The following is a 25,523-nucleotide window of genomic DNA, read 5'->3' as shown; positions in this document are numbered from 1 at the left end:
AGCAAGGCCGGCGTAGTTAGTTGGTGGCAGGCTTTGCCTTGTCCTGGTCCTTGAGCTGGCTCCAGGCGTTCTGCTGGGCGAGCATCTGGCGAAGGTAAGCCACGTTCGCCTGCGCCTGGTCGGGCGAGAGCTCCTGCGAGGCGATCTTCTCGGCCTCGTCGAAGCGGCCCTGCAGGCCGACGACCAACGCCAGGTTCTGGCGGACGCGGCTGTCGGCGTTCGGCTGCTGGGCGGCCGAGCGCATATAGGTTTCGGCCGTGCGCAGATCACCTTCCAGCACATAGGACATGCCGAGATTTGAAAGGATCGAAGGTTCGTTCGGCTTGAGGTCAAGCGCCTTGCGGTAATTCTGGCGCGCCTCGTCTCTCTGGCCAAGCTGGTCGAGAATCGCGGCTTCCGCCGACACCAGCTTCCAGTCGGGATATTCCGGTGTCTGCGCGCGGCGCACCGCATCGAGCGCCGGCTCGAACTGCCCATTGGCGGCCAGTGCCTTACCATAGGCGGCGAGCACGTCGCGGTCCTTCGGCAGGGCGATCGCCAGTTTGCGCATCACGGCGAGCGATTGGTCGGCGTCGCCGTCCATTTGCAGCGCCGCGGCATAATTCGTCGCGATCCGCTTGTCGTTGGGGTTCTTGGCGTAGGACTGACCGAGCGCGATCGTCGCCTTGTGCAACTCGCCGGCCGACATGGTTTCCAAGGGTTTGCCGCTGGTACGTCCGATCGAGCCGGTTATCAACTTGCTGGTCCCGCAGCCTGCAACGCTTGCAGCGAGCGCTATTATGAGCGCCGTGGTGATCAGCCGCTTCCCCGTGGCGTTCGTCATGCGGTTGGTCGGCATCTGCACCAGGGCCTCCATTCGTGTACGTGGCCATTGCATGGCCATCTTCCCTCCCGCAGAAATATTCTGTTAACCCTAACGGACAGTTAAAAAAGCGCCGACTCGGAACCCGGAGGCCATCGAATGCCAGTCGAACTCATCGAGGGAAAACTGAAGACCACGCTGCCGGTTCACCTGGTGGCGAAGGATAGACTGGATGCAGCGGGCCTTGCCTCGTCCTCGCTCGCCTGGGCCAAGGCCAACGGCTTTTCCGGTGAGGCCGGCAGGACGCTGATCCTACCCGACGAAAACGGCGCGCTTGCCGGCGCCCTGTTCGGCACGGGCGATGGCGAAGGCGCGCTTGCCATCGGTGCGCTGGCGAGAGCCTTGCCCGAAGGCGACTGGCATTTCGCCTCGGCACCCGCCGAACCGGAATTGGTGGCCGTCGCACTGGCGCTCGGCGGCTATGTCTTCACCCGCTACGGCAAAAAACCCAGCAAGGCGCTGCGTTTTTCGCTGCCGTCCGGCGCCGATGCGGCGCGTGTTCGACGAACTGCCGATGGTGTCTTCCTGACGCGCGATCTGGTCAACACGCCGACCAGCGACATGGGACCTGACGAACTGGAGAAAGCGGTGCGGACGCTGGCCAGGACGTACAAGGCCGAAGTGTCGGCGACCAAGGGCGACGATCTGCTCAAGAACAACTTTCCGATGATCCATGCCGTCGGCCGCGCTTCCGTCGGTGCGCCGCGGCTGATCGACATGATTTGGGGACCGAAGAACGCCCCGAAGGTGACGCTGGTCGGCAAGGGCGTCTGCTTCGACACCGGTGGCCTCGACATCAAGCCGTCCTCGGGCATGCTCCTGATGAAGAAGGACATGGGTGGCGCGGCCAACGTATTGGGCCTCGCTTCGATGATCATGGCCGCCGGGCTGAAGGTCCGGCTGCGTGTGCTGATCCCGGCGGTCGAGAATTCGATCGCCGGCAACGCCTTCCGGCCCGGCGACGTGCTGGTGAGCCGCAAGGGCATCACCGTCGAGATCGGCAACACCGACGCCGAGGGACGGCTGGTGCTGGCGGACGCCTTGGCACTGGCAGACGACGACGAGCCGCAGCTGCTGATCGACATGGCGACCTTGACGGGGGCTGCTCGCGTTGCGCTCGGTCCCGATCTGCCGCCTTTCTACACCGGCGATGAAGCGCTGGCGTCCGACCTGACGGCGGCCTCTGTCGCAGTCGAGGATCCTCTGTGGCGCATGCCGCTGTGGAAACCCTATGACGCAAAGTTGTCGTCGAAGATCGCCGACATCAACAATGTCACGTCAGACGGTTTCGCCGGCTCGATCACTGCGGCGCTATTCCTGAAGCGCTTCGTTGAGAGGGCCGCCGCTTGGGCGCATTTTGACATCTTCGCCTGGAATCCGTCCGATCGTCCGTACGGTCTCGTCGGCGGCGAGGCGCAAGGCATCCGCGCGCTCGAAAGGGTCATATCGAAACGCTACGCTTGACGCTAGCGGTCCGACAGGAAGGTATCGAGACTGAAACGGAACCGAAACAATTTTCCGCCATGCTGGCCGGATGTCGATTTCGATGCGCCCGAGCCAGGCCTTGCGACTGTGGCAGCAGGTGATGCTGTCTCAGGTGCGCGACGACGCACCGGACCTCACCATGCGCCAGACAGCGATCCTGTTCACCATCTATCTCGATCCGCCGCCGCACACGGTGCGCGGGCTCGCCGCCCGCCTCAATGTCACCAAGCCGGTGATCACCCGCGCGCTCGACACAATGGGCGCGATGAAGCTGGTGTCGCGCCATCGCGATGAACTCGACAAGCGCAACGTGCTGGTCAAGCGAACCGTAGAAGGTGCTCTCTTTGTCGAGCGCTTCGGCGATGTTATCATCGCCAGAGCCCAGGAATTGCCCATCTGACCGAAACGCCATTCTGAACGAGTTGCCGATTTGACCGCCAGGGATGCTCGCCTTCACGCCTTCCGTTCCGATCTCGCCGATGCCAGGCTGGAGGGCGAGGTCGCCGCCGATCGCTTCGTCGCCGGGCGGCCAGCGCGGGTTTCAGCCGCAGTGGCCGATATCCGCAAGGCGCCGCGGCCGGATGCCGGCGTCAACACGCAAGCCCTGTTCGGCGACGATGTCCTCGTCTTCGAAGACGCTGAGGGCTGGGCCTGGATCCAAGCCGAACGCGACGGCTATGTCGGCTATGTCGCCGACACCGTGCTAAGCGCGCGGGACCATGCGCCAACCCATGTCGTCTCCGTGCCGCGCACCTTCCTCTATCCCGGACCGGATTTGCGGCTTCCGCTGAGCGGGCAGCTGTCGATGGGATCGGCGGTGACGGTGGAGGGCGCGGCCGAAACCCGCGGCACGCATTATGCGCTGCTGCCGTCCGGCGAGGCTGTCATATCAGGCCATCTCAGGCCTCTAGGAGAGCCGGCTGCCGACTATGTCGCGGTCGCGGAGGCTTTTCTCGGCACGCCCTATCTGTGGGGCGGCGCCTCCGGCTTCGGCATCGATTGCTCCGGCCTCGTGCAACTGGCGATGCACATGGCCGGCAGGCAAGTGCTGCGCGATTCCGACATGCAGGCGGCGACCATCGGTGAGCCGCTCGACCCGGGTCCGGACTTTGCCGGGTTGCGGCGCGGCGACCTGGTGTTCTGGAAAGGCCATGTCGCTGTCATGACCGACCCGAAAACCATGATCCACGCCAACGGCCACACCATGCTGGTCTCGCGTGAAGGGTTCAAGGAAGCCGTCGCCCGCATCGGCTACCTCTATGGCGGCCTGACAGGGTTTCGCCGGCCGTAGCGCCACAGCGGCCCTTCTCAAGCGAGGGGGAGGCGCTTCGATCACCTTTTGTTCTGATTCTTCTTGGCGATTGCGCGCCGCCGCGCTACCTCTGGCAGGTGACAGAGCAGCCGCGCCTTGCCGATCAGAATGCCGCCGTGCACTTGCCCGAGCCATTCCTCAAATGGTTCGCGGAAAAAGGTTGGTCGCCGCGCGCCCATCAGATCGAGCTGCTGGCAAGGGCCCGGGCCGGGCAGTCGGTTTTGCTGATCGCGCCGACCGGCGCCGGCAAGACGCTGGCCGGATTCTTGCCCTCGTTGACCGAGCTGGCAGGCCGGCCAAGGAGAAGGCCGGGACAGGCTCATCGCGGCATCCATACGCTCTATATCTCGCCGCTGAAGGCGCTGGCCGTCGATATCGAGCGCAATCTCGGCAGGCCGGTGGAAGAAATCGGCCTGTCGGTTACCATCGAGACTCGCACCGGCGACACGCCGGCGCACAAGCGCCAGCGGCAAAAGCTGGTGCCGCCCGACATTCTCCTGACCACGCCCGAGCAGCTGGCGCTGCTGATTGCGGCGCCCGACGCCAGGCGCTTCTTCGAGGACCTGCACTATGTCGTGCTCGATGAACTGCATTCACTGGTGACGTCGAAACGCGGGCATCTTCTGGCGCTCGGGCTGGCGCGGCTGCGCAGCTTCGTACCCGGCCTGCAGACGATCGGCCTGTCGGCAACGGTCGCCGAGCCCGACGACTTGCGCCGTTGGCTGGTAAGCCAGAATCCACCCAGCGCGATGGCAGGTCTGATCACCGTTGCCGGCGGCGCCAAGCCCGACATCTCCATCCTCGATTCAGAACAGCACGTGCCGTGGTCCGGACACTCGGCCCGCTACGCCATTCCCGAAATCTACGAGGCGATCCAGCGCCATCGCACGACGCTCCTGTTCGTCAACACACGCAGCCAGGCAGAGCTGCTGTTCCAGGAGCTGTGGCGGGCAAACGAGGACTCGCTGCCGATCGCCCTGCATCACGGCTCGCTCGATGTCGGTCAGCGCCGGCGGGTCGAAAAGGCGATGGGCGAGAATGCACTGCGCGCCATCGTCGCCACTTCTACGCTTGATCTCGGTATCGACTGGGGCGACGTCGATCTGGTCGTGCATGTCGGCGCGCCGAAGGGCGCGAGCCGGCTGGCGCAGCGCATCGGCCGCGCCAACCACCGCATGGACGAGCCGTCCAAGGCGATCCTGATCCCGGCCAACCGCTTCGAGGTGCTGGAATGCCGGGCGGCGCTCGACGCCAACTATCTCGGCGCCCAGGACACGCCGCCGCTTGTCAATGGCGCGCTCGACGTGCTGTCGCAGCACGTGCTGGGCAGCGCCTGCGCGGCACCCTTTGACGCCGACTTTTTATTCGAGGAGGTGCGCGGTGCCGCGCCCTATGCCGAGCTGGAGCGCGCAACCTTCGACCGTGTCATCGATTTCGTCGCCACCGGGGGCTACGCGCTCAAGAGTTACGATCGCTACACTCGCATCCGAAAGACAAGCGGTGGGCTGTGGCGCGTCTCGCATCCGCGCATCGCCCAGCAGTACCGGCTGAATGTCGGCACCATCGTCGAGATGCCGGAGCTGAATGTGCGCTATGTCAGGCAAGGGCGTGGCCTTGCCGGCCGCGGCGGGCCGGTGCTCGGCAAGATCGAGGAGTATTTCGCCGAGACGCTGCGCCCCGGCGACAATTTCATGTTCGGCGGCAAGGTGCTGCGCTTCGAGGGCATTCGTGAGAACGAGTGCATCGTCTCCAATGGCGCCGGCGCCCGCATCATCGTACCGTCCTATGCCGGCGGAAAGTTCCCGCTGTCGACCTATCTCGCCGACCAGGTGCGCGGCATGCTGGCCGATTCCAATCGCTGGCAGGCGCTGCCCGAACAGGTCGCCGACTGGCTGAGGTTGCAGAAGGAAAAATCGGTGCTGCCGAAGCGCGGTGACCTGCTGGTCGAGACCTTTCCGCGCGGCAACCGGCACTACATGATCGCCTATCCGTTCGAAGGCCGGCTCGCGCACCAGACGCTCGGCATGCTGCTGACGCGGCGGCTGGAGCGGGCAGGTGCGCGGCCGCTCGGCTTTGTCGCCACCGACTATTCGCTGGCCGTCTGGGCGCTGGATGACATGGCCTCGCTATTCAAGGCAAAGAAGCCTTCTCTGACTGCCCTGCTCGATGAAGACATGCTGGGCGACGATCTCGAAGCCTGGCTGAACGACAGCTGGATGCTGAAGCGCACCTTCCGCACCTGCGCTGTAATCGCCGGACTGATCGAGAAGCGTTTCCCAGGGCAGGAGAAGAGCGGGCGGCAAGTGACGGTGTCGGCCGACCTGATCTACGACGTGCTGCGCAGTCACGAACCGGACCATATACTGCTGCAGGCGACGCGGACGGATGCGTCGGCCGGCCTGCTCGATGTCAGCAGACTTGCCGAGATGCTCTCGCGTGTCCGCGGTCGAATCGTGCATAAGCATCTTGAGCAGATTTCGCCGTTGGCCGTGCCGATCATGCTGGAGATCGGCAAGGAATCGGTGAATGGCGGCGCCAACGAGACGCTGCTGATGGAGGCGGCGGATCTGGTCGAGGAGGCCATGGGTCCAGGAATGAGCTTGGTTTGATATGAATTTCGCGGCGAGGGCATCGGCATTCGCGGAGGCCGACCGGGTCGGCATCGCTGATGAGCGCGCGGTCTGTGATCCGCGCGGCGTGCTCTATTTCCCGGAGCTTCGGCTTCTGGCGGTGTCGGACCTGCATCTGGAAAAGGGCTCGTCCCTGGCCCGGCGCGGTACGTTGATCCCGCCTTATGACACGGGTGCGACATTGCTCCGGCTGCAGGCGGTGATCGCCGACTACCAGCCTGCGATCGTCATCAGCCTGGGCGACAGCTTTCATGACGGCGGCGGCGCGGCGCGCATGCACTCAAGCTTTCGCGAACGCCTGGAAGCGCTGATGGCCGGCCGCGACTGGTTTTGGGTTGCCGGCAATCACGACCCGGATGCGCCAGCCGACCTGCCCGGCGAGACGGTGCGCGAGCTGGCCGTAGGCTCTCTCGTATTCCGGCACGAGCCTTCGGCGGTGAGGGTGGAGGGCGAGGTCGCCGGCCATCTGCACCCTTGCGCCCGCATCGTGCAGCGCGGCCGCTCGGTGCGGCGGCGCTGCTTTGCCGGCGACGGCGGCCGCATGATCATGCCGGCCTTCGGCGCCTATACCGGCTCGCTTAATGTGCTCGACCGCGCCTATGCCGGGCTGTTCCGCCGCGAAACGCTGATGGCCTATATGCTCGGCGCTGAGCGCATCTTCGCCATTTCCCGCTCGATGCTGCGGCCAGGCTGAGCTGGTCTACCTGCCGTAGTAGAGAGTGACGGTGTGCTTGGCTTCGGCGAAGAACAGCCAGCGTTCGACCAGCATGCCGGCGAATTGGACGATTGCTGCTATTGCCGACAGCACCGCCGCATAGGGCCATGGCAAGGGGAACGCGGCAATCAGCAGCAAGACGGGCAGAGCGAAGGACAGCACTTGCGTGATCTGGCGCAGCCGCGCCTTGTGCTTGCGCGCGACGCGAAAGCCCATCTCCTTGAGCAGATAGTTTTCCTCGGTGTGCGGCCATTCCAGCGATCGCACCGTACCGCCGGCAAGCCCGGTGGCGGTGTTGGCGTTGGTCGGAATTTCCAGCCCGTCATTGTATCGCCAGGTTGCCAGCTTCCAGCCCCAGCCGAGCAATGTCAGCAGCACGCAAGCTGCCAGAAGGATGGTCGAGCCGAGGGCGAAACCCTGCAGCAGCGCGTTGAGAAGCACGCTGCCGCTCATCGCTGAAAAGATCAGATAGCCGGGCAGAGTGAAGCGGCTGTGCCACTGGGCGATGGGCTTCAGCGATGCATAGATCATGCCGGTGGTGCAGACGGTGGCGACCGCGCCGACCGCAGCCAGCAGCCCGGCGACGGCCACCCAGCCGTTTGTGCGGCCGAGGAACACCCAGCCGATGGCGAACAGTCCCGCCGGCACGAAGGTCGCGACCGACGCAATGCCTTCGCGCGAAAGCCATGAGCTGCGCCATTGCGAGAATGCCCTCCAGGCGCGTTCGGGCCGGCCGAGATGGCCGGCCGACGACAACAGGCCGGCCGAGATCAGGCCGAGCGCCAGGCCCATGCCGACGAGGCCGAGCCAGAAATCGGGCGGGACAAAACCTTGTCCGGCCAGCACGCCGAGCAGCGCGAGCAGGCCGTAGCCGGCGCCGGTGGCGGTGGTGAAAAAGACGACGGAGAAGGCTGGATGCATGGAGGCGCTGGTCAGTGCGAAAGCATGCGGTCGACCCAGCCGAGGAAACCGCCTTCGGCCCGCACCGGTTCGAGCGCCAGCGCCGGCACCGATGCCGCACGCTGCGTGTGGGCGCGCGGCGGCAAATATTTGTTGGTCGGGTGATAGCCGAGTTCGGGCATCAGGTCGACACCGCCGCGCTCGGCCACCAGTTGCGAGATCGCCGACGCCGGGTCGCCGAGATCGCCAAAATGCCGCGCGCTGGTTGGACAGGCGGCGACGCAGGCCGGCACCCGATCTTCTTCAGCCAGATTGTCGTTATAGATGCGGTCGACGCACAACGTACATTTCTTCATCACGCCGACATCGGTGTCGAATTCGCGGGCGCCATAGGGGCAGGCCCAGCTGCACAATTTGCAGCCGATGCACTTGTCCTCGTCGACCAGCACGATGCCGTCCGAGGCTCGTTTGTAGGAGGCTCCGGTCGGGCAGACGGTGACGCAGGCCGGCGTCTCGCAATGCAGGCAGGAGCGTGGGAAATTGACCGTGCGCCCGCCCATCTCCGTGATGTGCTCATAGCTGTGCACGCGGTTGAACCAGACCCCGTCGGCATCGCCGCCGTAGGGATCGATGTCGGTCAGCGGCGCCATGTGGCCGCCGGTGTTCCATTCCTTGCAGGCGGTAACGCAGGCCTGGCAACCGACGCAGGTGTCAAGGTCGATGACGAGGCCGAGCTTTTTGTCGGCATGGGCGGGGAGACAGGTCATGGTCTGGCGGCTTCTCTTTCCCGGCGAAACTCGGCGCCGAAACTGAGCTTGTCGGGCGAGGGTTCGAAATGCGGCGGCTGCCGGAAGCGCTCGAACTGCGGTTCGGTGAAGCCGGCTTCTTCAGCCGCGCATTTGACGATGCGGACACGCAGGTCGAACCATGCCGCCTGGCCGGTGACCGGGTCGGAATTCGAGTAGCGTTTGCCATTGGCATCGGCAGAGGTCTGGTCGCCGATAATGTGATTGAGCAGGAAACCGCGGTTGGATTCGGCGGCGTCGTCCTTCAGCCCCCAGCTGCCGCGCCGTTTGCCGATGGCGTTCCAGGTCCAAACCGTATCCGCGTTAACGCCGTCGACCAGCTTGATCTGTCCCTTGACCTTGCCGTTGATGCTCTCGATCCACACCCAGTCATCGTCGACAAGGCCGAGGCCGGCGGCGGTCCGGTTGTGCACGAACAGCCGGTTCTGGCTGGTGATCTGCCTGAGCCAGGCGTTCTGCGAGCCCCAGGAATGATACATGTGCATCGGCCGCTGCGTCAGTGCGTGCAGCGGGTATTTCTCGAGGTCGACAGCCGCCTCCTCGAAGGGCGTGTACCAGAACGGCAGCGGGTCCATATAGGTCTCGATGCGGCTGCGCTCCGCCTCCGGCGGCAGCACCCGCCCATGGCCGCGCGCGGCGAGGCGAAACCGCTGAATCGGTTCCGAATAGAGCTGGAAGACGATCGGCTCGGCTTTCGGGATGAAGCCCATGTTCTCGGCGAAGTCGAGATAGGAGCGGTTGGCCATTTTGTAGTAGCGCTGGTCGTCCGCAAAATCATGGTGCCAGAAGCCGCCATTGTCGATGTAGCGCTGAAGCTGATCAGGATTGGCCTCGCCTTTGCCGATCGAGGTTCCGTCCTTGCCGCGCCAGCCGGCGAGCGGGCCGATGCCCGGCGTGCGCTCATGATTGACGATGTAATCGGCATAGTCGCGGTATTTGGCCGAGCCGTCGTCGTCGACGAAGCCGGGCAGGCCGAGGCGCGCGCCGAGCTCGATCAGCACCGTCTGGAACGGCCTGACATCACGATCCGGCTCGACGACGGGATGGCGGATGGCGTCGCCCGGGCCGTCGGCGTGGCTGATCGGCCGATCGAGCAGGCTGATGCAGTCGTGACGCTCGAGATAGGTGGTGTCGGGAAGCACGAGATCGGCGAACGGCACGGTCTCGGAATAATAGGCGTCGGAATAGATGATGAAGGGGATCTTGTAGTTTCCGGCCTCGTCGCTGTCGGTCAGCATCGCCATCGTCTCGACGGTGTTCATCGACGAGTTCCAGGCCATGTTGGACATGTACATCATTAGCGTATCGATCCTGTAAGGATCGCCGGCCCAGGCATTACGGATGACCGTGTGCATGAGCCCGTGTGCTGCCAGCGGCGCATCCCAGGAATAGGCCTTGTCGATACGGATCGGCGTGCCGACGTCGTCGACCAGCAGATCGTCCGGACCGCAGACGAATCCAAGCGGCATGCCTTCGAGCGGCGTCATCGGCCTGACGTCCTTGCCCGCCGGCTTCGGCCCCGGCGGCGCCGACCGCGGATAGGGCGGCTTGAAGCGAAATCCGCCGGGCACGTCCACCGTACCCAGGAGTACTTGGAGCAGGTGGATGGCGCGGCAGCTATGAAACCCGTTCGAATGGGCCGAGATGCCGCGCATCGCGTGCATCGACACCGGCCGGCCCTTGATCGTCTCATGCCGGCGGCCGGCCCAGTCGGTCCACTCCACCGGCAGTTCGATCGCCTGTTCGAAGGCGACATGCGCCAGTTCGGCGGCGGTCCGGCGGATGGTGTCGGCGGGGACGCCGCAGCGTTCGGCGACCGCATCGGGAGAATAGCTCTCCTGCAGATAGCGGTCGGCAACGAGCTGGAAGACCGGAACGCAGCGGCGGCCATCGACCTGGAAGTTGCCGGTCAGCGCCGGCTTTGCGTCGGTATCGGTGACGCTGACGGGCACTTTCGCCACCCTGTCCCAGGCCAGCGGATTGCCGTTACCGTCGCGTGCGAACAGCCCATCGTCGGCAGCATTCGGCTCCTGGATGACGAGGACATGAGCATTGGTGTAGCGCAGCAAATAATCGAGATCGACGCGGCCGGCCTTCAGCAGTTCATGGATGAGGGCTAACACGAACAGTCCGTCGGTACCGGGCCGGATGCCGATCCAGTCATCGGCAATGGCGTTGTAGCCGGTGCGGCACGGATTGATCGAGACCACCTTGGCGCCGCGCGCCTTGAGCTTGCCGAGACCGATCTTGATCGGATTGGAATCATGGTCCTCGGCAACGCCGAACAGCATGAAGTATCTCGTGTTGTCCCAGTCGGGTTCGCCGAACTCCCAGAACGAACCGCCGATCGTATAGAGCCCGCCGGCCGCCATGTTGACCGAGCAGAAGCCGCCATGGGCGGCGAAATTCGGCGTGCCGAACTGGCTCGCCCACCAGCCGGTCAACGATTGCGACTGATCGCGCCCGGTGAAGAAGGCGAGTTTCTTCGGATCGGTCCGGCGGATTTTCGAAAGTCGTTCCGTCGCGATTGAGAAAGCCTCCTCCCACTCGATCTCACGAAATTCTCCCGAGCCGCGCGGACCTGTGCGCAGCAATGGTTTCTTCAACCGGGCCGGACTGTAGTGCTGCATGATGCCGGCACTGCCCTTGCCGCACAGCACGCCGCGATTGACCGGATGGTCCTTGTTGCCGTTGATGTAGCGGACCTTGCCGTCCTTGATGTGGACGTCGATGCCGCACCGGCAGGCGCACATGTAGCAGGTGGTCTTGGCGATGCTGTCGGAGATATCGGGCGAAGTATCGACGCCATCGCCCTCGTCGGGCGCGCGCGTGTCGGCAAGCGACCGTTGGGACGGTGCGGAATTGGCGCCGCGCAGCGGTCCGTGGCTCATGATCTGCTTTTGTGGTCCGAGTATTTGGCTCGCGTTTTCGGCCCGGGGCCGCGCATGTAATGCTCTTCCGGATGATAGCCGTTGCCGGTGAGCCGCCGCCGCAAGCTGCGCGTCCAATGGGAAAACAGGGATTTGAACCGCCCGATCACTTTCTGCCTTTTGCGGACTGGCCGCGATATTTTTCCAATTTCCTGCAAAAACTTAGAACAAAACGATCGATCTGTCTAACAAGTTGCTCTTGTAATTCCAATCGAATTTCTTTCTTAATTCTCTCATGACCCTGGACCAATTGCGGATCTTCGTTGCTGTCGCCGAACGAGGACACATGACCAAGGCAGCCGAGCTGCTGGGTATTTCCCAATCGGCCGCCTCGGCCGCCATCCGCTCGCTCGAACGGCAGCATGGCGTCCAGCTATTCAACCGGGTCGGTCGCAACATCGAGCTGGCGCAGACCGGGCGCCGGTTCCTGCCCGAGGCCAAGGCCGTGCTTGAACGGGCGACTGCCGCCCACGACGTGCTGGAGCACGTCTCGCAGACGATCACCGGCAGCCTTTCCATCGCCGCCAGCCAAACCATCGCCAGCTACTGGCTGCCGCGCCGGCTGGCCTCCTTCCACGAGGCCTATCCCGCCGTCAGGCTGAGCGTGACCATCGGCAACACCAGGCAGGTTGAGACCACCGTACTGGACGGTACGGCTGATTTTGGCCTGGTCGAGGGGCGCACTGATTCGGACATATTGCGGCGCGCCAAGGTCGATGTGGATCGCCTGATGCTGGTCGTGGCGCCTTCGCATCCCGAGATCGCTGAAGTCTCGCGCGGGCATCCCGATATCAGCGAGCTCCGCTGGATCATCAGGGAGGGCGGGTCGGGCACCCGCGAGGTGCTGGAAGATCTTGCCCGCCGCGAAGGGATCTCGTTCGCGGAACTGCGAATATTCCTGGTGCTGCCGAGCAACGAGGCGGTCCGTCAGGCGGTCGAGGCTGGCGCCGGCGCCACCATCATTTCGGAACTCGTTGTCGAACGCGCCGTTGCCGAAGGCAGCTTGCGTTCCGTGCAGATCGATCTGCCGAAACGTGATTTCGCCATGATCACGCACCGTGACCGGCAGGCAAGTCTGGCCCAGATGGCGCTCAAGGCGCATCTGGGCGCGAAGGCCGGCGAGACCGTCCGTGGGTAAGCCGGGTCAGCCGAATTTCCGCTGCGCATCGAGCGCCAGCCCAAGCCCGACCGAGCCGAACATATCACCTTCGATGACGGACGCCTGCGGCACCAAGGCTAATATCTGCTGCCTTGCCAGCGGGATGGCGGTCGATCCGCCGGTCAGGAACACCGCGGTGATGGCGGATGGTTTCACCTGCGCATCGCGGATCGTCTCGCCAACCGTCGCGGCCACCCGTTCGATATCCCTGGCAATCGTGGCCTCGAGCCCGGCGCGGGAAATTTCTGCCGCGAAACTCGCTCCGGGCAGCGCGACTACGACATCACCAGAAAGTTGCTGCGTCAGCGCGATCTTGGCCCTCTCGACCAAAGCGGCCAGTGCGTGACCGTAACGATGCTCGACGATGTGGATGAAACGGTCGACCAGGTCGGCGCGTTCCGCCTCGTAGCGGATCTGGCGCAGATGGGTCATCGCCCTGGCAGTGTAGACCAGATTGATGCGTTGCCATGTCGCCAGGTCGATGAAGTAGCTGGCCGGCAAGTTGCGCTTGCCGTCCTTGGTCGGCGAGAGGTAGCCGAGCTGCGGCATCACATGGGTGATGCTCAACAGCCGATCGAAGTCGGTGCCGCCGATGTGGATGCCTCGGCTCGCCAGGATGTCGTCCTTGCGATCGAGGGAGCGGGCGCGCTGCGGCGAGACCCGCACGATCGAGAAGTCGGACGTGCCGCCGCCCATGTCGACGATCAGCGCCAGTTCTTCCCGCGTGACCTTCTGCTCGTAGTCGAGCGCCGCCGCGATCGGCTCGAACTGGAAGGCGATATGCTTGAAGCCCTGGGTGCGGGCCGCGTTTTCGAGTTCACCTTCGGCCTTGGCATCGGCCTCGGCATCGTCGTCGACGAACTGCACGGGACGACCGAGCACCACGCTTTCAACCGTGTCGTCCGCATCCCCTTCCAGCCTTTTCCTGAGATGGCCGACGAACAGACCAATGATCTCGGTGAAGGCGATCGATCGGGACTTGATGCGCGTCTTTTCATGGACAAGCGTACCGCCGAGTACGCTCTTCAGCGAGCGCATCAGACGACCATCGATGCTGTCGGTATAGTTGGCGATGGCGCGGCGCCCAAAATAGGTGCGGTTGTCCTCGAAATTGAAGAACACCGCGCTCGGCAGCGTCACCTCGCCGTCTTCCAGCGCCACCAATCGCGGCTGCCCGTTCCTGATCACGCCGACGGTGGAATTCGAAGTGCCGAAGTCGATACCGCCGAATGCTGGTCGCATGGCAAAGTCCTATATTTTTGATTTGGGGAGCGACAGCCGGTGTTCGGCCTGGCCGGGGTCGCGGTCTAACCCACGAGCGTAAAAAGGGGAACCGCCTTTTTGAAGAGAGTTTAATCCTTCCGGAAGACGAGCCTTCCGAGCCACCCTGTCAGCATGGCCAACGACACCGCGAAGACGCCATACAGGAAAGAATAATCGTGGGCGACGCGGAAGATCGACTGTTCGAAACCGGACTTGCGGATTTCGAGCTGGGCGGAGCTTTCCTTGATGAACAGGCCGCTCTTGAACAGGAACGCGCGGGCCTTGTGGGTGCCGACCGGAACGTTGGGGGCGAGCCTGACGGTGGCGCGGAACAGGTTCTGCGACAGGAACTGCACGCCGCCGACATTCACGCTGTAGAGGCCGGTCGCCGTCTTGCGCTCGCGCAGCGCTGCGGTGAACTCCTGGATGGTCGCCGGACTGTCGTCATCGTCGGCCGGCTGCATGTAGATGTTGGCGGCGCCGAGCGACAGTTGCCTGTAGCTGTTGGGGTCGGTGACGTCCTGCAGCGGCCGCGTCGTCGCCACCGAATAGGACACCGGCACATTCTTGAAGGTTTCGGACTCCAGATTGATCCAGATGCCGAGCACCCTGTCCTTGCGGCGCACGACGACCTTCCGGGCCGGACCCTCAAGCACGACGACGATGTCGTAGCGCCCTTGGCGGGCGACACGCGGGTCGGCATTTTCCAATGAGCCGAAGATGGTAAGGTCGGCACCGGAAAACCCGGCGGTGATTGAGACATAGTCGGTGGACAGGCCGATCTGGATGTTTTCGGTAGCCGGCGTTTGCGCTCTTGCCGGTGACGAGGCGGCGAACAGCGACAGGGAGGCAGCGGCCAGGAACGGCTTAAAGCGCGCCATCAGGTCGGATCCGCGCCGGACAGGGAATACAGGCTGGGCGGTGTCACGAACAGATCGATGGCGAGCCGGAAGGCAACCGCCAGCACCAGCAATGCGAGCAGCGCCCTGAGCTGCTCGCCGCGCAGCCTTTGGCCGGCCTTGGCGCCGTATTGCGCGCCGGCGACGCCGCCGGCCATCAACAGAAAGGCGAGCATGACGTCGACCGTCTGGTTGGTGGTGGCATGGACCAGCGTGGTGTAGGCCGAGGTGAAGATGATCTGGAACAGCGAGGTGCCGATGACGACGTTGGTCGGCACTTTCAAGAGATAGATCAGCGCCGGCACCATGATGAAGCCGCCGCCGACGCCCATGATCGACGACAGGAAACCGATGCCGGCGCCAAGGCCGAGCACCGGGATGACGCTGACGAAAAGCTTCGAGGCCCTGAACCGCATTTTTAGCGGCAAGCGGTGGATCCAGTTGTGCTGGCCGGATTTCTTCAGCACCGGCGCCGCGCCGCTGCGCGTGGCGCGCAGCGCATTGACGCTCTCGACCAGCATCAGCCCGCCGACGGTGCCGAGCAGCACGACATAGAGCAGCGAGATGAACAGGTCGAGTTGGCCGAGCCGGCGCAAGAAGCCAAAGACAAAGATGCCGCCGGTCGAGCCGACGATGCCGCCTGCCAAAAGCACACCGCCGAGCTTGAAGTCGAGCGTGCCGCGCTTCACGTGCGACAATGCGCCGGAGAAGGAGGAGGCGATGACCTGGTTGGCGCCGGTAGCGACCGCGATCGCCGGCGGAATGTTGTAGAAGATCAGCAGCGGCGTGATGAGGAAGCCGCCGCCCACTCCGAACATGCCCGAAAGGAAACCCACCGCCGCGCCCATGGCCAGCAGCACGAAAATGTTGACGGAAATTTCCGCGATCGGGAGATAGATGCCCACCCGTCAGTCTCGATCAGTTTGCCTCTCGACGAATGCAACCGTTGCGGGCATTTCGCGCCTAAAAGCCTATCTCGTTCTTGCGCCGGCCGGGCGGCGAAGTCAAACCTCGCCACGCCGCCGAAACAAAAAACAACTCAATCAGTTAACAGGCAAATGTGTGGCAAAGGCGTCGCGGAAACGACGCATCTGACGTTATTTGCGCGCAAGCAGCGCCTTGACCAGTTTTTCGTCGACCGCGCCCGTCGGCTTCAAGTCGTTGTCGGTCTGGAAAGCCATGATGGCATCCTCGGTTTTCTGGCCCATCACGCCGTCGGCATTGCCGGCCTCATAGCCGTTCTTGTTGAGAATGCGCTGGATGTTCTGAACGACCTTCTTCATGTCGACGCTGGCGGTTGTCTGCGGCGTGCCGTCCTGCCACGATTCGGGAATGTCGGCCGAATTGGCCGCAGGATCGAGCGGCTTCGCCTTCCACAGTTCGGCGGCGGTACGGGCGCGTTCGAGCTGCTCGGGCTTGAGCGCCCTGGCGATCTCGTCGCGCTTTGCCGCCGCATCCTTGTCGCCGGTCTTGGCAACGAGCGCGAACCATTTGTAGGAATCTTCGAGATTCTGCTTCATGCCGACGCCCTTCGCCGCCAGGATGCCGAGATTGAATTGGCTGTCCTTGACACCGAGATCGGCGGCCGCCTGGAACCAGTGCGCGGCCGATTCATTGTCGGTCACGCCGTCCGCAGCCATGGCAAAGAGCACGGCGAGATTGTGCATGGCGCTGGCGTTGCCTTGCTCCGCGGCGAGCTGGTACCACGTCTTCGCCTTCTTGACGTCGCGCGCGACGCCGGTGCCCTTCTCATAGAAGTTGCCGATGCGGTATTCCGCCGGCGCGAAGCCGAGCTCGGCGGCCTTTTCATACCATTTGGCGGCCGCTGCCATGTCTTGCTTGACGCCGCGCGATTCGGCGTAACGCGAGCCGATCTCGAACAACGCCTTGGCGTCGCCGCCGGCCGCTGCGTCACGCAAGGCAGCCGGGCCGGCATCGGCTGGGATGTCGATCTTGGCAGCGGCCGCCGTCGTCGAAGCATCCGCGGGCGTGACCGTGCCGGTCATGTCCGGGGTCGCGGGCGTGGCGGCCGGCGCTGTGGCCATTGGCTCGGTGTCCGCAGCCGTCGGGCCCGCATGTGCCGAGGCTGTCACGTTCGCCGCCGCCTGATCGGGCGACGCCGTTGGAGTGATGGGCGCAGGAACAGGTTCGGCCTCGGGTCCGATTTCCATCGGCGTTTCGGCGTCCGACGGCGCGGCGAGGGCGGTCTGCGCCGGCATGTCGTCTTCGGTTACCGATTCGGACGGCTCTGCCTGCCGGACGACGCGGGCCGGCGCGCTGTCCTGCGCTGCAGTTTGCGCGTCCGTCTTCGGCTCGCTGGCGGTACCGGCCGACGCGGTTTTCGCTGGCTGCGCGGCCGCGATCGGCGCCGCATCGTTGCTCGCCATTTCGACGGGGTCGGAGAAAAAGGCCGCGCCCAGTTGCAGGCCGGCGAGCGCCAGCATGACTGCGGCGGCCGCCATCAGGATCGGCTTGCGCCGCGCCTTGAGCAGGTCGCCGATCCTGAGCGCCTTCACCGGGCCGCTCATCTTCGATTGCCGCTTGAGAGCGTCGGCCTCGGCGGCCGCCGCTTGCGCCGCGCGTCTGGCTGCGGCGATGAAGTCGGCTTTCGATGCATCGGCACTGCCGGGCCTGACCGGCGGTCCGCGTTCGTCGCGCACGCGTTTCATGATGGCGTTGAGGTCGGGTGGGCCGGAGCCGGGCTCCAGCGGCCGGTTGGCAACCTTCGGATCCAGCGGCTCGTCGAGATCGACGCTCGGTATCTCGACATCAGGCGCCGAGCCGGCAAGCGGTGGAACGTCTGCCTCCTTCTTACCCTTGAAGACGCGCGCCAGTCCGCCGAGCATCGACTTCCGGCCGCCGGGCTGCTCACTTTTCTCCGTCACAGTATCCGAACCAAGCGCCGCCATGGCCGCGGCCGCAGCGGCTTCGGCCGGCGTACGCGTGCCCGGTTCGCTACGCGAACCTGGTTCATTGCGCATGATGGCCGTGGCATGGCTGTCGAGGTCGGCCATGTCACCCGTCAGCGGCAATGGCTGGTCGATGTCCATGGACGGCGCGTCACGTACGGCCATCTTTGACGATCGCGCGCCGCGCCAGCTGTCCGGCTCGGCCGATTGCGTATTCAGAAGTTCGCTCACCGCGTCGGTCGGCTCGCCGGTTTCCAGTGAGCCCAGCCGGTCGACGATCTTGAGCAGGGTGTCGTGGATGGCCTCGAAGGTCCTCGAATTGCGCTCGTCGGAACGGCGCGTCAGTGATTCGAGCGTCTTCAGATCCTGGGCGAGGCCAGAAACGGCCGCCGTGTTGGCACTTGAGTCGGCCAGTGAGCGGACGGCGCTCTCGGCTGCCTCGCGCGCAGCGCTGAGGATGGAATCGCGGGTGCCAGCCAGCGACTTCTCGATTTCGTCGAGACGAGGGCTGATGTCCTCGAATTCCGGCAATGGCGTGCCGGGCTTCGAAAGATGCGCCGACAGAGCCGCGACTTGCGTCTCCAGGCTGCGGATCAGGGCCGGGTCGATGCCGGCGACTTGTGCCGCCGATGAATCCAGCCGGCTTGAAATATCTTCGAGGCGGCCTTCCAGGCCACGGATCGCCGCTTCGCTTGCGGAATCGGGAACGCGCGTTTCCATGCGCTGGGCCAGCGCGCTGAAGCGGGCGTCGATGGCATCCATGATGCCGGCGCCGTCGATCTGCGGCATGCGCTGGTCTAGCCTGTCGACGACTTCGTCCAGCCGGCGCTCGAGATCACGAAACAGCAAGTTGCCTTGTTCGATCGCGTCGCCTTGGCGGCGCTCCATCATGCCGGACAGCACGTCGAAACGTTGCTCCAGCCCCTGGAAGATATAGTCGGCATCCGGCATTGCAGGCGCCCTGTCGATCTTGTCGGCAATGAGCGCGATCTGCTTGTCGAGACGCTCCATCGCCTGCTCCGGCAAATTGGCCCGGCCGGCAAGATCGTCGACCCGGCTGGACAGCATGTTGAGGCGGTCGATGACCTCGCCGCTGGGGTGAACTTGCGTGACTTCCTCGATCTGCTGGGCAAGCGAGGCGATCCGCTTCTCGATGCGTTCGAAGGGTTCGGGGTCGAATGAATTGGCCTGCGCGGCGACGGTGGATGCGACGATAGCGCGGGAAATCTCGTCCAGCCGCTCGTCGATCATACCGAATGTGCTGCTGCCGCGATTGTCCTGCTGCCTGGCGAAATGATCGACGGCGCTGGCAAGCGTGCGGACCTTCTCTTCGATCGACCGCAGCGACAGCGACTCCGGCAAATTGTTGACGGCGTTGCTGATCTGCTCGAGCCGGTCGGTCAGAATCGAAAGACCGGGTGCGTCCGACCGCTTGCGGTGATCGGCATCGACACGATCCTCGAACGCGGTCCAGCGGCGGTCGAAATCGTCCCAGCGGCGGCCAACCGCCTGCACGCTCTCCTCGCGCGCCAGCGTGTCGAGCGCGGCCTTGACCTGCTCCAGTTCGAGCCGGAGCATGTTGACGCTTCTGTCGTCGCTCCTTTCGGCCAGAGTCTGGATGGCGCCGGAAAGCCGCTCAAACTCGACGCCGCGTTCGGCGCTGCCTTTGCCGCCTCCCGATTGACCACCCGGCTCGGCGCTTGCCTGGAAAGCCCGCTCGATGTCCTTGCGCAGCGCTTCGAATTCGCGCTGCAGGCCGGCGGTCATCTGGTGGCGCAGTTCCTCGCGCAGGCCGCGCAATTCGCCGGCGATCTTGCCGACCACGGCGACGCCGTCTTCTTGGCCGCGCACACGGTCGATATCGCGGGCGATCGCCTGGTAAGTCTGGTCAAAGGCAGCCGGCTCCGGGCTTTTCGGCGGCTGCGCCGGGCGCGGATCCTCATAGGGCCGGGCGCTGGCATAGCGCGGCTCCGCGCTCGGCCGGCGCGAATCGGGACGCTCGCTCAGGTCCTCGCGCGTCCGCTCCAGCCGCTGCTCCAGCGTTTCCAGGGAACGGTTGAGCTGTTCAAGCGTGGTGTGCGGCCTGCGCTGCCTGCCGACGTTGAGTGTATCGAGATAGGACCGCTTGCTGTTCATCGATGCGCCCGTTCAGAATTACTGCTGGCTTATGACCAGTTTCCCAAAGTCCTGCCGGAAACGAAGGCGGCCGCGCGGCTTGCTGCGGTGGAAGACGAGCTTCCCGGGTTTCACCCACGCTCCGAAAAACCGTGAAAAATTCGCTACAGGATAAACACGGGTAACCGACATGCGCACATTTCGCCCAACGTGGTAAACAACGCGTTAACCAAGCTTAAGAAGTTGCAACGTTGTTGGCGGGCTGCCTAAGCGCCGCCGGGCCATGCGCTGGCGGATGCGGCAAAAAGTTCCTCCCCCACAACGCCCTTGCTTCGTGAGGCGGCTATCGGTATAGAATTGACGTAAACGTAAAGGTGCACAGACTGTGCCGTTTGCGATTTGTTTGTTGAAACCACGAGTGGAAGCACGCCCCCGCTTCCGCTCAGGCGACGCAAGGTCCGGGACCGCGGCGCCACCAGATGGGGAAAGCCAGTGACCATGAAACTTGTTTCGCCCGGCGAAGCCGCGGCCAATACCAATGACATGTCTGACAAAGCCGGCGAGGATCTTGTCCGCATCGGCGAGATGGCCAAGAAATACGGAGTAACGCTGCGCACGCTGCGTTTCTACGAGGACAAGGGTCTTCTCACTCCGCAGCGCGACGGCTCGACCCGTCTCTACACGCGACGCGACAAGGCTCGGCTGAAGCTGATCCTGCTCGGCCGCAAGGTCGGATTCTCGCTGCGCGACGTCAAGCAGATGATGGATCTGTATGACCCGACTGGCTCCAACACCAAGCAGTTGCGACTGGCGCTCGACAAGTCGGAGAAGCAGCTTGCCCGTCTGCAGAAGCAGCGGGCGCTGATCGACGATGCCATCAACGAGTTGAGCAACTCGATGGCGGCGGTGCGTCAGATGTTGATCGAACGTTCGGCGCCGCAGGCCAGCGCCGCCGGATAATTCGGCCTCGCCGGCTTCCGGTGAACGGCCTTCTGACGAAAGAGAGCCGCGGGGCGTTGGCCGCGCGGCTCTTTCTGCCATCCGGCTGCGTCGGGATGAATACACATTTCAATCGTTCCGCACTGGCTTCAATGGTGTAGCGCCGCTACGCTCGCGGGTGAGGCCCCGGAAAAATTTGCGACATCGAAAAGTTGACGTTTACGCAAACGTCAACTTTTGCTATCCCGACCTGAACATTGGTCCGCATGCTGTCCCTGATTCATTTTTTGGGGCTTGATTTCGGAGCCAAGGCCGCATGGTGGAGGAAACGCATGCCGATCTACAGGGCGCCGGTCCAGGACACGCTGTTCGTGCTGAACGAGGTGCTGGGCTACCAGCGCTATTCCAATCTTCCCGGATTTTCCGACGCGACGCTGGATGTGGTCGAGGCCATCCTCGCCGAAGGCGCCAAGCTCGCCGAAAACGTCATGCAGCCGCTGAACCGCGTCGGCGATATGCAAGGCTGCGTGCGCCATGACGACGGTTCGGTGACGACGCCGAAAGGCTTCAAGGAGGCCTTCGACCAGTATCGCGAAGGCGGCTGGATGGGGCTGGCCGCACCCGTCGAATTTGGCGGCCAGGGCCTGCCTTACGCGGTGCATACCGCTGTTTCCGAATATATGATTTCGGCCAACATGTCGCTGATGATGTATCCCGGCCTGACGCAGGGCGCGATCGCGGCGATCATTACCCATGGCACCGACGAGCAGAAGGCGACATGGCTGCCGAAGCTGGTCGAGGGCATCTGGACCGGCACCATGAACCTGACCGAGCCGCATTGCGGCACCGATCTCGGCCTGCTGCGCACCAAGGCGGTTCCCAATGGCGACGGCACCTACAGGATTTCAGGCCAGAAGATATTCATCTCGGCCGGCGAGCACGACATGTCGGACAACATCGTCCACCTCGTGCTGGCCCGCATCGAGGGCGCACCGGGAGGCGTGAAGGGCATTTCGCTGTTCATCGTGCCGAAGCTCAAGCTCGATGCGTCCGGCAATCCGGGCGAGAAGAACACCGTCTCCTGCGGCTCGATCGAGGAGAAGATGGGCATCCATGGCAATTCGACCTGCGTCATGAACTATGACGAGGCGCAAGGCATGCTGCTCGGCGACGCCAATGGCGGGCTGAAGGCCATGTTCACGATGATGAACGAGGCCCGGCTCGGAGTCGGCCTGCAAGGGCTTTCTCTGTCGGAAGTCGCCTACCAGAACGCTGTGTCCTATGCCAAGGATCGCCTGCAGGGCCGCTCGCTGTCCGGGCCGAAGGCGCCGGACAAGAAGGCCGATCCGATCATCGTCCATCCCGACATCCGCCGCAGCCTGATGACTATGAAGGCCTTCAACGAGGCCGGCCGCGCGCTGGCGCTGTGGACGGCGATCAAGTCGGACATCGCGCACCGTGCCAGTGACGACAAGGACCGCCAGGCCGCCGACGACTACACCGGCCTGATGACGCCGGTGGTCAAGGGCGTGCTCACCGACAAGGGCTTCGACCACGCGGTGATGGCGCAGCAAGTGTTCGGCGGCCACGGCTATATCGAAGAGCACGGCATGAGCCAGTTCGTACGCGATGCCCGCATCGCCATGATCTACGAGGGCGCCAACGGCATCCAGGCGCTCGACCTCGTCGGCCGCAAGCTGGCCTTGAATGGCGGCCGCGCCGTGCAGGCCTTCTTCAAGGAGGTCGGCGAGTTCTGCGAGGAGAAGCGCACTGATGAGAAGATGGCGCCCTTCACCAAGGCGCTGAAGAAGGGCCTCAACGATCTGCAGGCGGCGACGATGTGGCTGATGCAGAACGGCATGGCCAAGCCCGACAACGCCGGTGCCGCCTCGACCGACTACATGCATCTCTTCGGCTTGGTGGCGCTGGGCTATATGTGGGCGCAGATGGCCAAGGCAGCCGGGGCGAAATTGGCGAATGGCGCCAACGGATCTTCGGCCTTCTACGACAGCAAGCTGGTGACGGCGCGCTTCTTCATGGAGCGGATCATGCCGGAAACGTCGGCGCACCTCGCCCGCATCTCCAGCGGCGCGGACACGCTAATGGCGCTGCCGGCGGAAGCGTTCTAAGCTCGACGTTCCCCTCCCCCTTGAGGGGAGGGGAGCGTTGGCGCGGGAGAAATAGCATGACCAACCCCGCCGAAATCCTCGGCCTCCCCAAACCCGCCTGGGCGGCGGACGAGGTGGGCATGCTCTACGACATGGCGCACCGCTTCATGTCGGAAGAGATCGCGCCGCGCTATGAAGAGTTCGAGAAGAACGAGATGGTCGACCGCGAGAGCTGGCTGAAGGCAGGTGCGGCCGGTCTGCTTTGTGCCTCGATGCCGGAGGAATATGGCGGTTCGGGCGGGACATTCGCGCATGAGAGCGCCATCATCGAGGCGATCGGCCATGTCGGCGTCGACGGTTTCGGCATTGGCTTGCACAATTCGATCGTCGCCCCTTACATCCTCCACTACGGCTCGGAGGAGCAGAAGAAGAAATGGCTGCCGAAACTGGCGACCGGCGAGTTGATCGGCGCCATCGCCATGACCGAGCCCGGCGCCGGCTCCGACCTGCAGGGCGTCAAGACGCGAGCCGAGAAGGATGGCAACCAATACAAGGTCAACGGCTCGAAGACCTTCATCACCAACGGCCAGCTCGCCAACTTCATCATAATCGTCACCAAGACCGATCCGGAGAAGGGCGCCAAGGGCACTTCGCTGATCGTCATCGAGACCGACGAGGTGGAAGGGTTCGAGCGCGGCCGCAACCTCGACAAGATCGGGCTCAAGGCCAACGACACGTCGGAACTGTTCTTCAACGATATGCGCGTGCCGACCTCCAATCTGCTCGGCCACGAGGAAGGCCAGGGCTTCGTCCAGCTGATGCAGCAATTGCCGCAGGAGCGGCTGCAGATCGGCACCGGCGCCATCGCCATGATCGAGCGGGCGCTGGCGCAGACCATCGACTACGTCAAGGAGCGCAAAGCCTTCGGCAAAGCGATTATCGAATTCCAAAATACCCAGTTCAAGCTGGCCGAACTGAAGACCGAAGCGACCATCGGCCGGGTCTTCTACAATGACTGCGTTGCCCGCCATATCGATGGAGGCCTCGACCCGGTGACGGCCTCGATGGCCAAATACTGGCTGTCCGACCTGCAGGGAAAAGTCGTCGACGAATGCCTTCAATTGCATGGCGGCTATGGCTACATGAATGAGTATCCGATCGCCCGCATGTTCCGCGACGCCCGCGTCCAGCGCATCTACGGCGGCACCAACGAGATCATGAAATTGCTGATTGGACGCTCTCTCTGAGAGACTTTCAGCAAACCAAGGAGCAAGAAAATGGCCGAAGCTTATGTCTATGATGCCGTGCGCACGCCGCGCGGCAGGGGCAAGAAGGATGGCTCGCTGCACGAGGTGCCGGCGGTGCGGCTCGGCGCCAAGGTGCTCGAGGCGATCCGCGACCGCAATGGGCTGGATACCGGCACCGTCGACGACATCATTTTCGGTTGCGTCGACCCGGTCGGCGAGGCGGGGTCTGTTATTCCGCGCGCCGCCGCCTTCGAGGCGGGCTACGACACGAAAGCGCCCGGCATGCAGATCTCGCGCTTCTGCGCCTCTGGCCTGGACGCCATCAATTTCGGCGCAGCCAAAATTGCGCAAGGCGCCGACGAGATTGTCATCGCCGGCGGCGTCGAATCGATGTCGCGCGTCGGCATGGGCGCATCCGGTGGCGCCTGGTTCATGGACCCCTCCGTTGGCCTGCCGGGCTGGTTCGTGCCGCAAGGCATCTCGGCTGACCTGATCGCCACGAAATACGGCTTTTCGCGCGACGACGTCGACGCCTATGCGGTCGAGAGCCAGAAGCGTGCTGCCAAAGCCTGGGGCGAGGGCCGCTTCAAGAAATCGGTGATCTCGATCAAGGACCAGAACGGCCTGACCATCCTCGACCACGATGAGCACATGCGGCCGGCGACCGATATGCAGTCGCTGGCGGCACTCAACCCGTCTTTCGTCATGCCCGGCGAAATGGGCGGCTTCGATGCCGTCGCGGTGCAGAAGCATCCCGAGGTGGAAGAGGTCAACCACGTCCATCACGCCGGCAATTCGTCCGGTATCGTCGACGGCGCGGCGGCCGTTCTGCTCGGCTCGAAAAAGGCTGGAAAGACGATCGGCCTGAAGCCGCGCGCGCGCATCCGTGCATTCGCCAATATCGGTTCGGAACCGGTGCTGATGCTGACCGGTCCGGTAGACGTGACCGAGAAGCTGCTGAAGCGCGCCAGGATGAAGCTGTCGGACATCGATCTGTTCGAGCTCAACGAGGCTTTCGCCTCGGTGGTGCTGCGCTACATGCAGGCTTTCGATATTTCGCACGACAGGATCAACGTCAATGGCGGTGCCATCGCCATGGGCCATCCGCTCGGCGCCACAGGTGCGATGATCTTCGGAACGGTGCTGGACGAACTTGAGCGTCGCGACCTCGATACCGCGCTGGTGACGCTCTGCATCGGCGCCGGCATGGGCACCGCAACGATCATCGAACGCGTCTGACGGGA

The 25,523-nt window shown here is 63.9% G+C and carries 18 protein-coding genes; 10 read left to right on the top strand and 8 right to left on the bottom strand.

Annotated elements, in window-relative coordinates; genetic code table 11:
• Window positions 1-16: 16 nt before the first annotated feature.
• Window positions 17-838, bottom strand: a complete 822-nt coding sequence (locus AC0L3I_RS04005) for a tetratricopeptide repeat protein (protein ID WP_123147396.1) — start codon at window positions 836-838, stop codon at window positions 17-19.
• A 123-nt stretch (window positions 839-961) separates the two neighbouring features.
• On the opposite strand from AC0L3I_RS04005, the gene AC0L3I_RS04000 reads away from it, so the two are divergent.
• The 5 genes from AC0L3I_RS04000 to pdeM all read left to right on the top strand — a co-directional run bounded on the left by AC0L3I_RS04000 (window position 962) and on the right by pdeM (window position 6,983).
• Window positions 962-2,326, top strand: a complete 1,365-nt coding sequence (locus AC0L3I_RS04000) for a leucyl aminopeptidase family protein (protein ID WP_473526064.1) — start codon at window positions 962-964, stop codon at window positions 2,324-2,326.
• 70 nt (window positions 2,327-2,396) lie between these two features.
• Entirely contained in the window at window positions 2,397-2,747 is a 351-nt protein-coding gene (locus AC0L3I_RS03995; RefSeq protein ID WP_095493569.1) for a MarR family winged helix-turn-helix transcriptional regulator, read from the top strand.
• Between the two features lie 30 nt (window positions 2,748-2,777).
• Window positions 2,778-3,638 carry a C40 family peptidase gene (locus AC0L3I_RS03990; RefSeq protein WP_473526063.1) on the top strand — a complete coding sequence of 287 codons (861 nt, stop codon included), beginning with the start codon at window positions 2,778-2,780 and terminating at the stop codon, window positions 3,636-3,638.
• 98 nt (window positions 3,639-3,736) lie between these two features.
• Window positions 3,737-6,268, top strand: coding sequence for a ligase-associated DNA damage response DEXH box helicase (locus AC0L3I_RS03985; protein WP_473526062.1), 2,532 nt, complete (start codon window positions 3,737-3,739; stop codon window positions 6,266-6,268).
• A 1-nt stretch (window position 6,269) separates the two neighbouring features.
• Window positions 6,270-6,983, top strand: coding sequence for a ligase-associated DNA damage response endonuclease PdeM (gene pdeM / locus AC0L3I_RS03980; protein ID WP_473526061.1), 714 nt, complete (start codon window positions 6,270-6,272; stop codon window positions 6,981-6,983).
• A gap of 6 nt (window positions 6,984-6,989) precedes the next feature.
• On the opposite strand, the gene AC0L3I_RS03975 is transcribed toward pdeM, so the two are convergent.
• The 3 genes from AC0L3I_RS03975 to AC0L3I_RS03965 are packed head-to-tail and all read right to left on the bottom strand — an operon-like array spanning window position 6,990 to window position 11,601.
• Window positions 6,990-7,925 carry a dimethyl sulfoxide reductase anchor subunit family protein gene (locus tag AC0L3I_RS03975; protein ID WP_473526060.1) on the bottom strand — a complete coding sequence of 312 codons (936 nt, stop codon included), beginning with the start codon at window positions 7,923-7,925 and terminating at the stop codon, window positions 6,990-6,992.
• An 11-nt stretch (window positions 7,926-7,936) separates the two neighbouring features.
• Window positions 7,937-8,671 carry a 4Fe-4S dicluster domain-containing protein gene (locus AC0L3I_RS03970; RefSeq protein WP_473526059.1) on the bottom strand — a complete coding sequence of 245 codons (735 nt, stop codon included), beginning with the start codon at window positions 8,669-8,671 and terminating at the stop codon, window positions 7,937-7,939.
• The gene (locus AC0L3I_RS03965; protein ID WP_473526058.1) at window positions 8,668-11,601 is read right to left on the bottom strand and encodes a molybdopterin oxidoreductase family protein; all 2,934 of its coding nucleotides are present in this window, start codon (window positions 11,599-11,601) and stop codon (window positions 8,668-8,670) included. The genes AC0L3I_RS03970 and AC0L3I_RS03965 overlap by 4 nt, the downstream gene beginning before the upstream one ends.
• A gap of 274 nt (window positions 11,602-11,875) precedes the next feature.
• Between AC0L3I_RS03965 and AC0L3I_RS03960 the strand changes: the two genes are divergently transcribed.
• The gene (locus AC0L3I_RS03960) at window positions 11,876-12,778 is read left to right on the top strand and encodes a LysR substrate-binding domain-containing protein (protein WP_473483774.1); all 903 of its coding nucleotides are present in this window, start codon (window positions 11,876-11,878) and stop codon (window positions 12,776-12,778) included.
• 6 nt (window positions 12,779-12,784) lie between these two features.
• Here the strand turns inward: AC0L3I_RS03960 and AC0L3I_RS03955 are convergent, their stop codons facing one another.
• From AC0L3I_RS03955 to AC0L3I_RS03940, 4 genes are all read right to left on the bottom strand, one after another.
• Complete coding sequence (locus tag AC0L3I_RS03955) at window positions 12,785-14,041, bottom strand: Hsp70 family protein (RefSeq protein WP_473526057.1); 1,257 nt, start codon at window positions 14,039-14,041, stop codon at window positions 12,785-12,787.
• Between the two features lie 110 nt (window positions 14,042-14,151).
• The gene (locus AC0L3I_RS03950; RefSeq protein WP_473526056.1) at window positions 14,152-14,943 is read right to left on the bottom strand and encodes a TIGR02186 family protein; all 792 of its coding nucleotides are present in this window, start codon (window positions 14,941-14,943) and stop codon (window positions 14,152-14,154) included.
• Window positions 14,943-15,866 (bottom strand): sulfite exporter TauE/SafE family protein, encoded by a 924-nt coding sequence (locus AC0L3I_RS03945; protein WP_292404561.1) that lies wholly within the window; start codon window positions 15,864-15,866, stop codon window positions 14,943-14,945. The genes AC0L3I_RS03950 and AC0L3I_RS03945 overlap by 1 nt, the downstream gene beginning before the upstream one ends.
• Before the next feature lie 192 nt (window positions 15,867-16,058).
• The gene (locus tag AC0L3I_RS03940) at window positions 16,059-20,006 is read right to left on the bottom strand and encodes a peptidoglycan-binding protein (protein WP_473526055.1); all 3,948 of its coding nucleotides are present in this window, start codon (window positions 20,004-20,006) and stop codon (window positions 16,059-16,061) included.
• 477 nt (window positions 20,007-20,483) lie between these two features.
• Here AC0L3I_RS03940 and AC0L3I_RS03935 point away from each other — a divergent pair, with 477 nt between their 5' ends.
• The 4 genes from AC0L3I_RS03935 (at window position 20,484) to AC0L3I_RS03920 (ending at window position 25,518) form a co-directional block, all read left to right on the top strand.
• Complete coding sequence (locus AC0L3I_RS03935; RefSeq protein WP_095493558.1) at window positions 20,484-20,945, top strand: MerR family transcriptional regulator; 462 nt, start codon at window positions 20,484-20,486, stop codon at window positions 20,943-20,945.
• Window positions 20,946-21,256: 311 nt separating this feature from the next.
• A complete protein-coding gene (locus tag AC0L3I_RS03930; protein WP_473526054.1) occupies window positions 21,257-23,053 on the top strand; it encodes an acyl-CoA dehydrogenase in 1,797 nt (598 codons plus the stop codon).
• A gap of 56 nt (window positions 23,054-23,109) precedes the next feature.
• Window positions 23,110-24,279: an acyl-CoA dehydrogenase family protein gene (locus AC0L3I_RS03925; protein WP_473483763.1), complete on the top strand. Its 1,170-nt coding sequence runs from the start codon at window positions 23,110-23,112 to the stop codon at window positions 24,277-24,279.
• A gap of 30 nt (window positions 24,280-24,309) precedes the next feature.
• Window positions 24,310-25,518, top strand: a complete 1,209-nt coding sequence (locus tag AC0L3I_RS03920) for an acetyl-CoA C-acetyltransferase (protein WP_258120557.1) — start codon at window positions 24,310-24,312, stop codon at window positions 25,516-25,518.
• The last annotated feature ends 5 nt before the right edge of the window (window positions 25,519-25,523 follow it).

It is taken from the genome of Mesorhizobium sp. WSM4840 (genome assembly GCF_055811755.1).
Note: the sequence above shows the minus strand (reverse complement) of the source record. Positions and strands in the feature narration are given on the sequence as shown.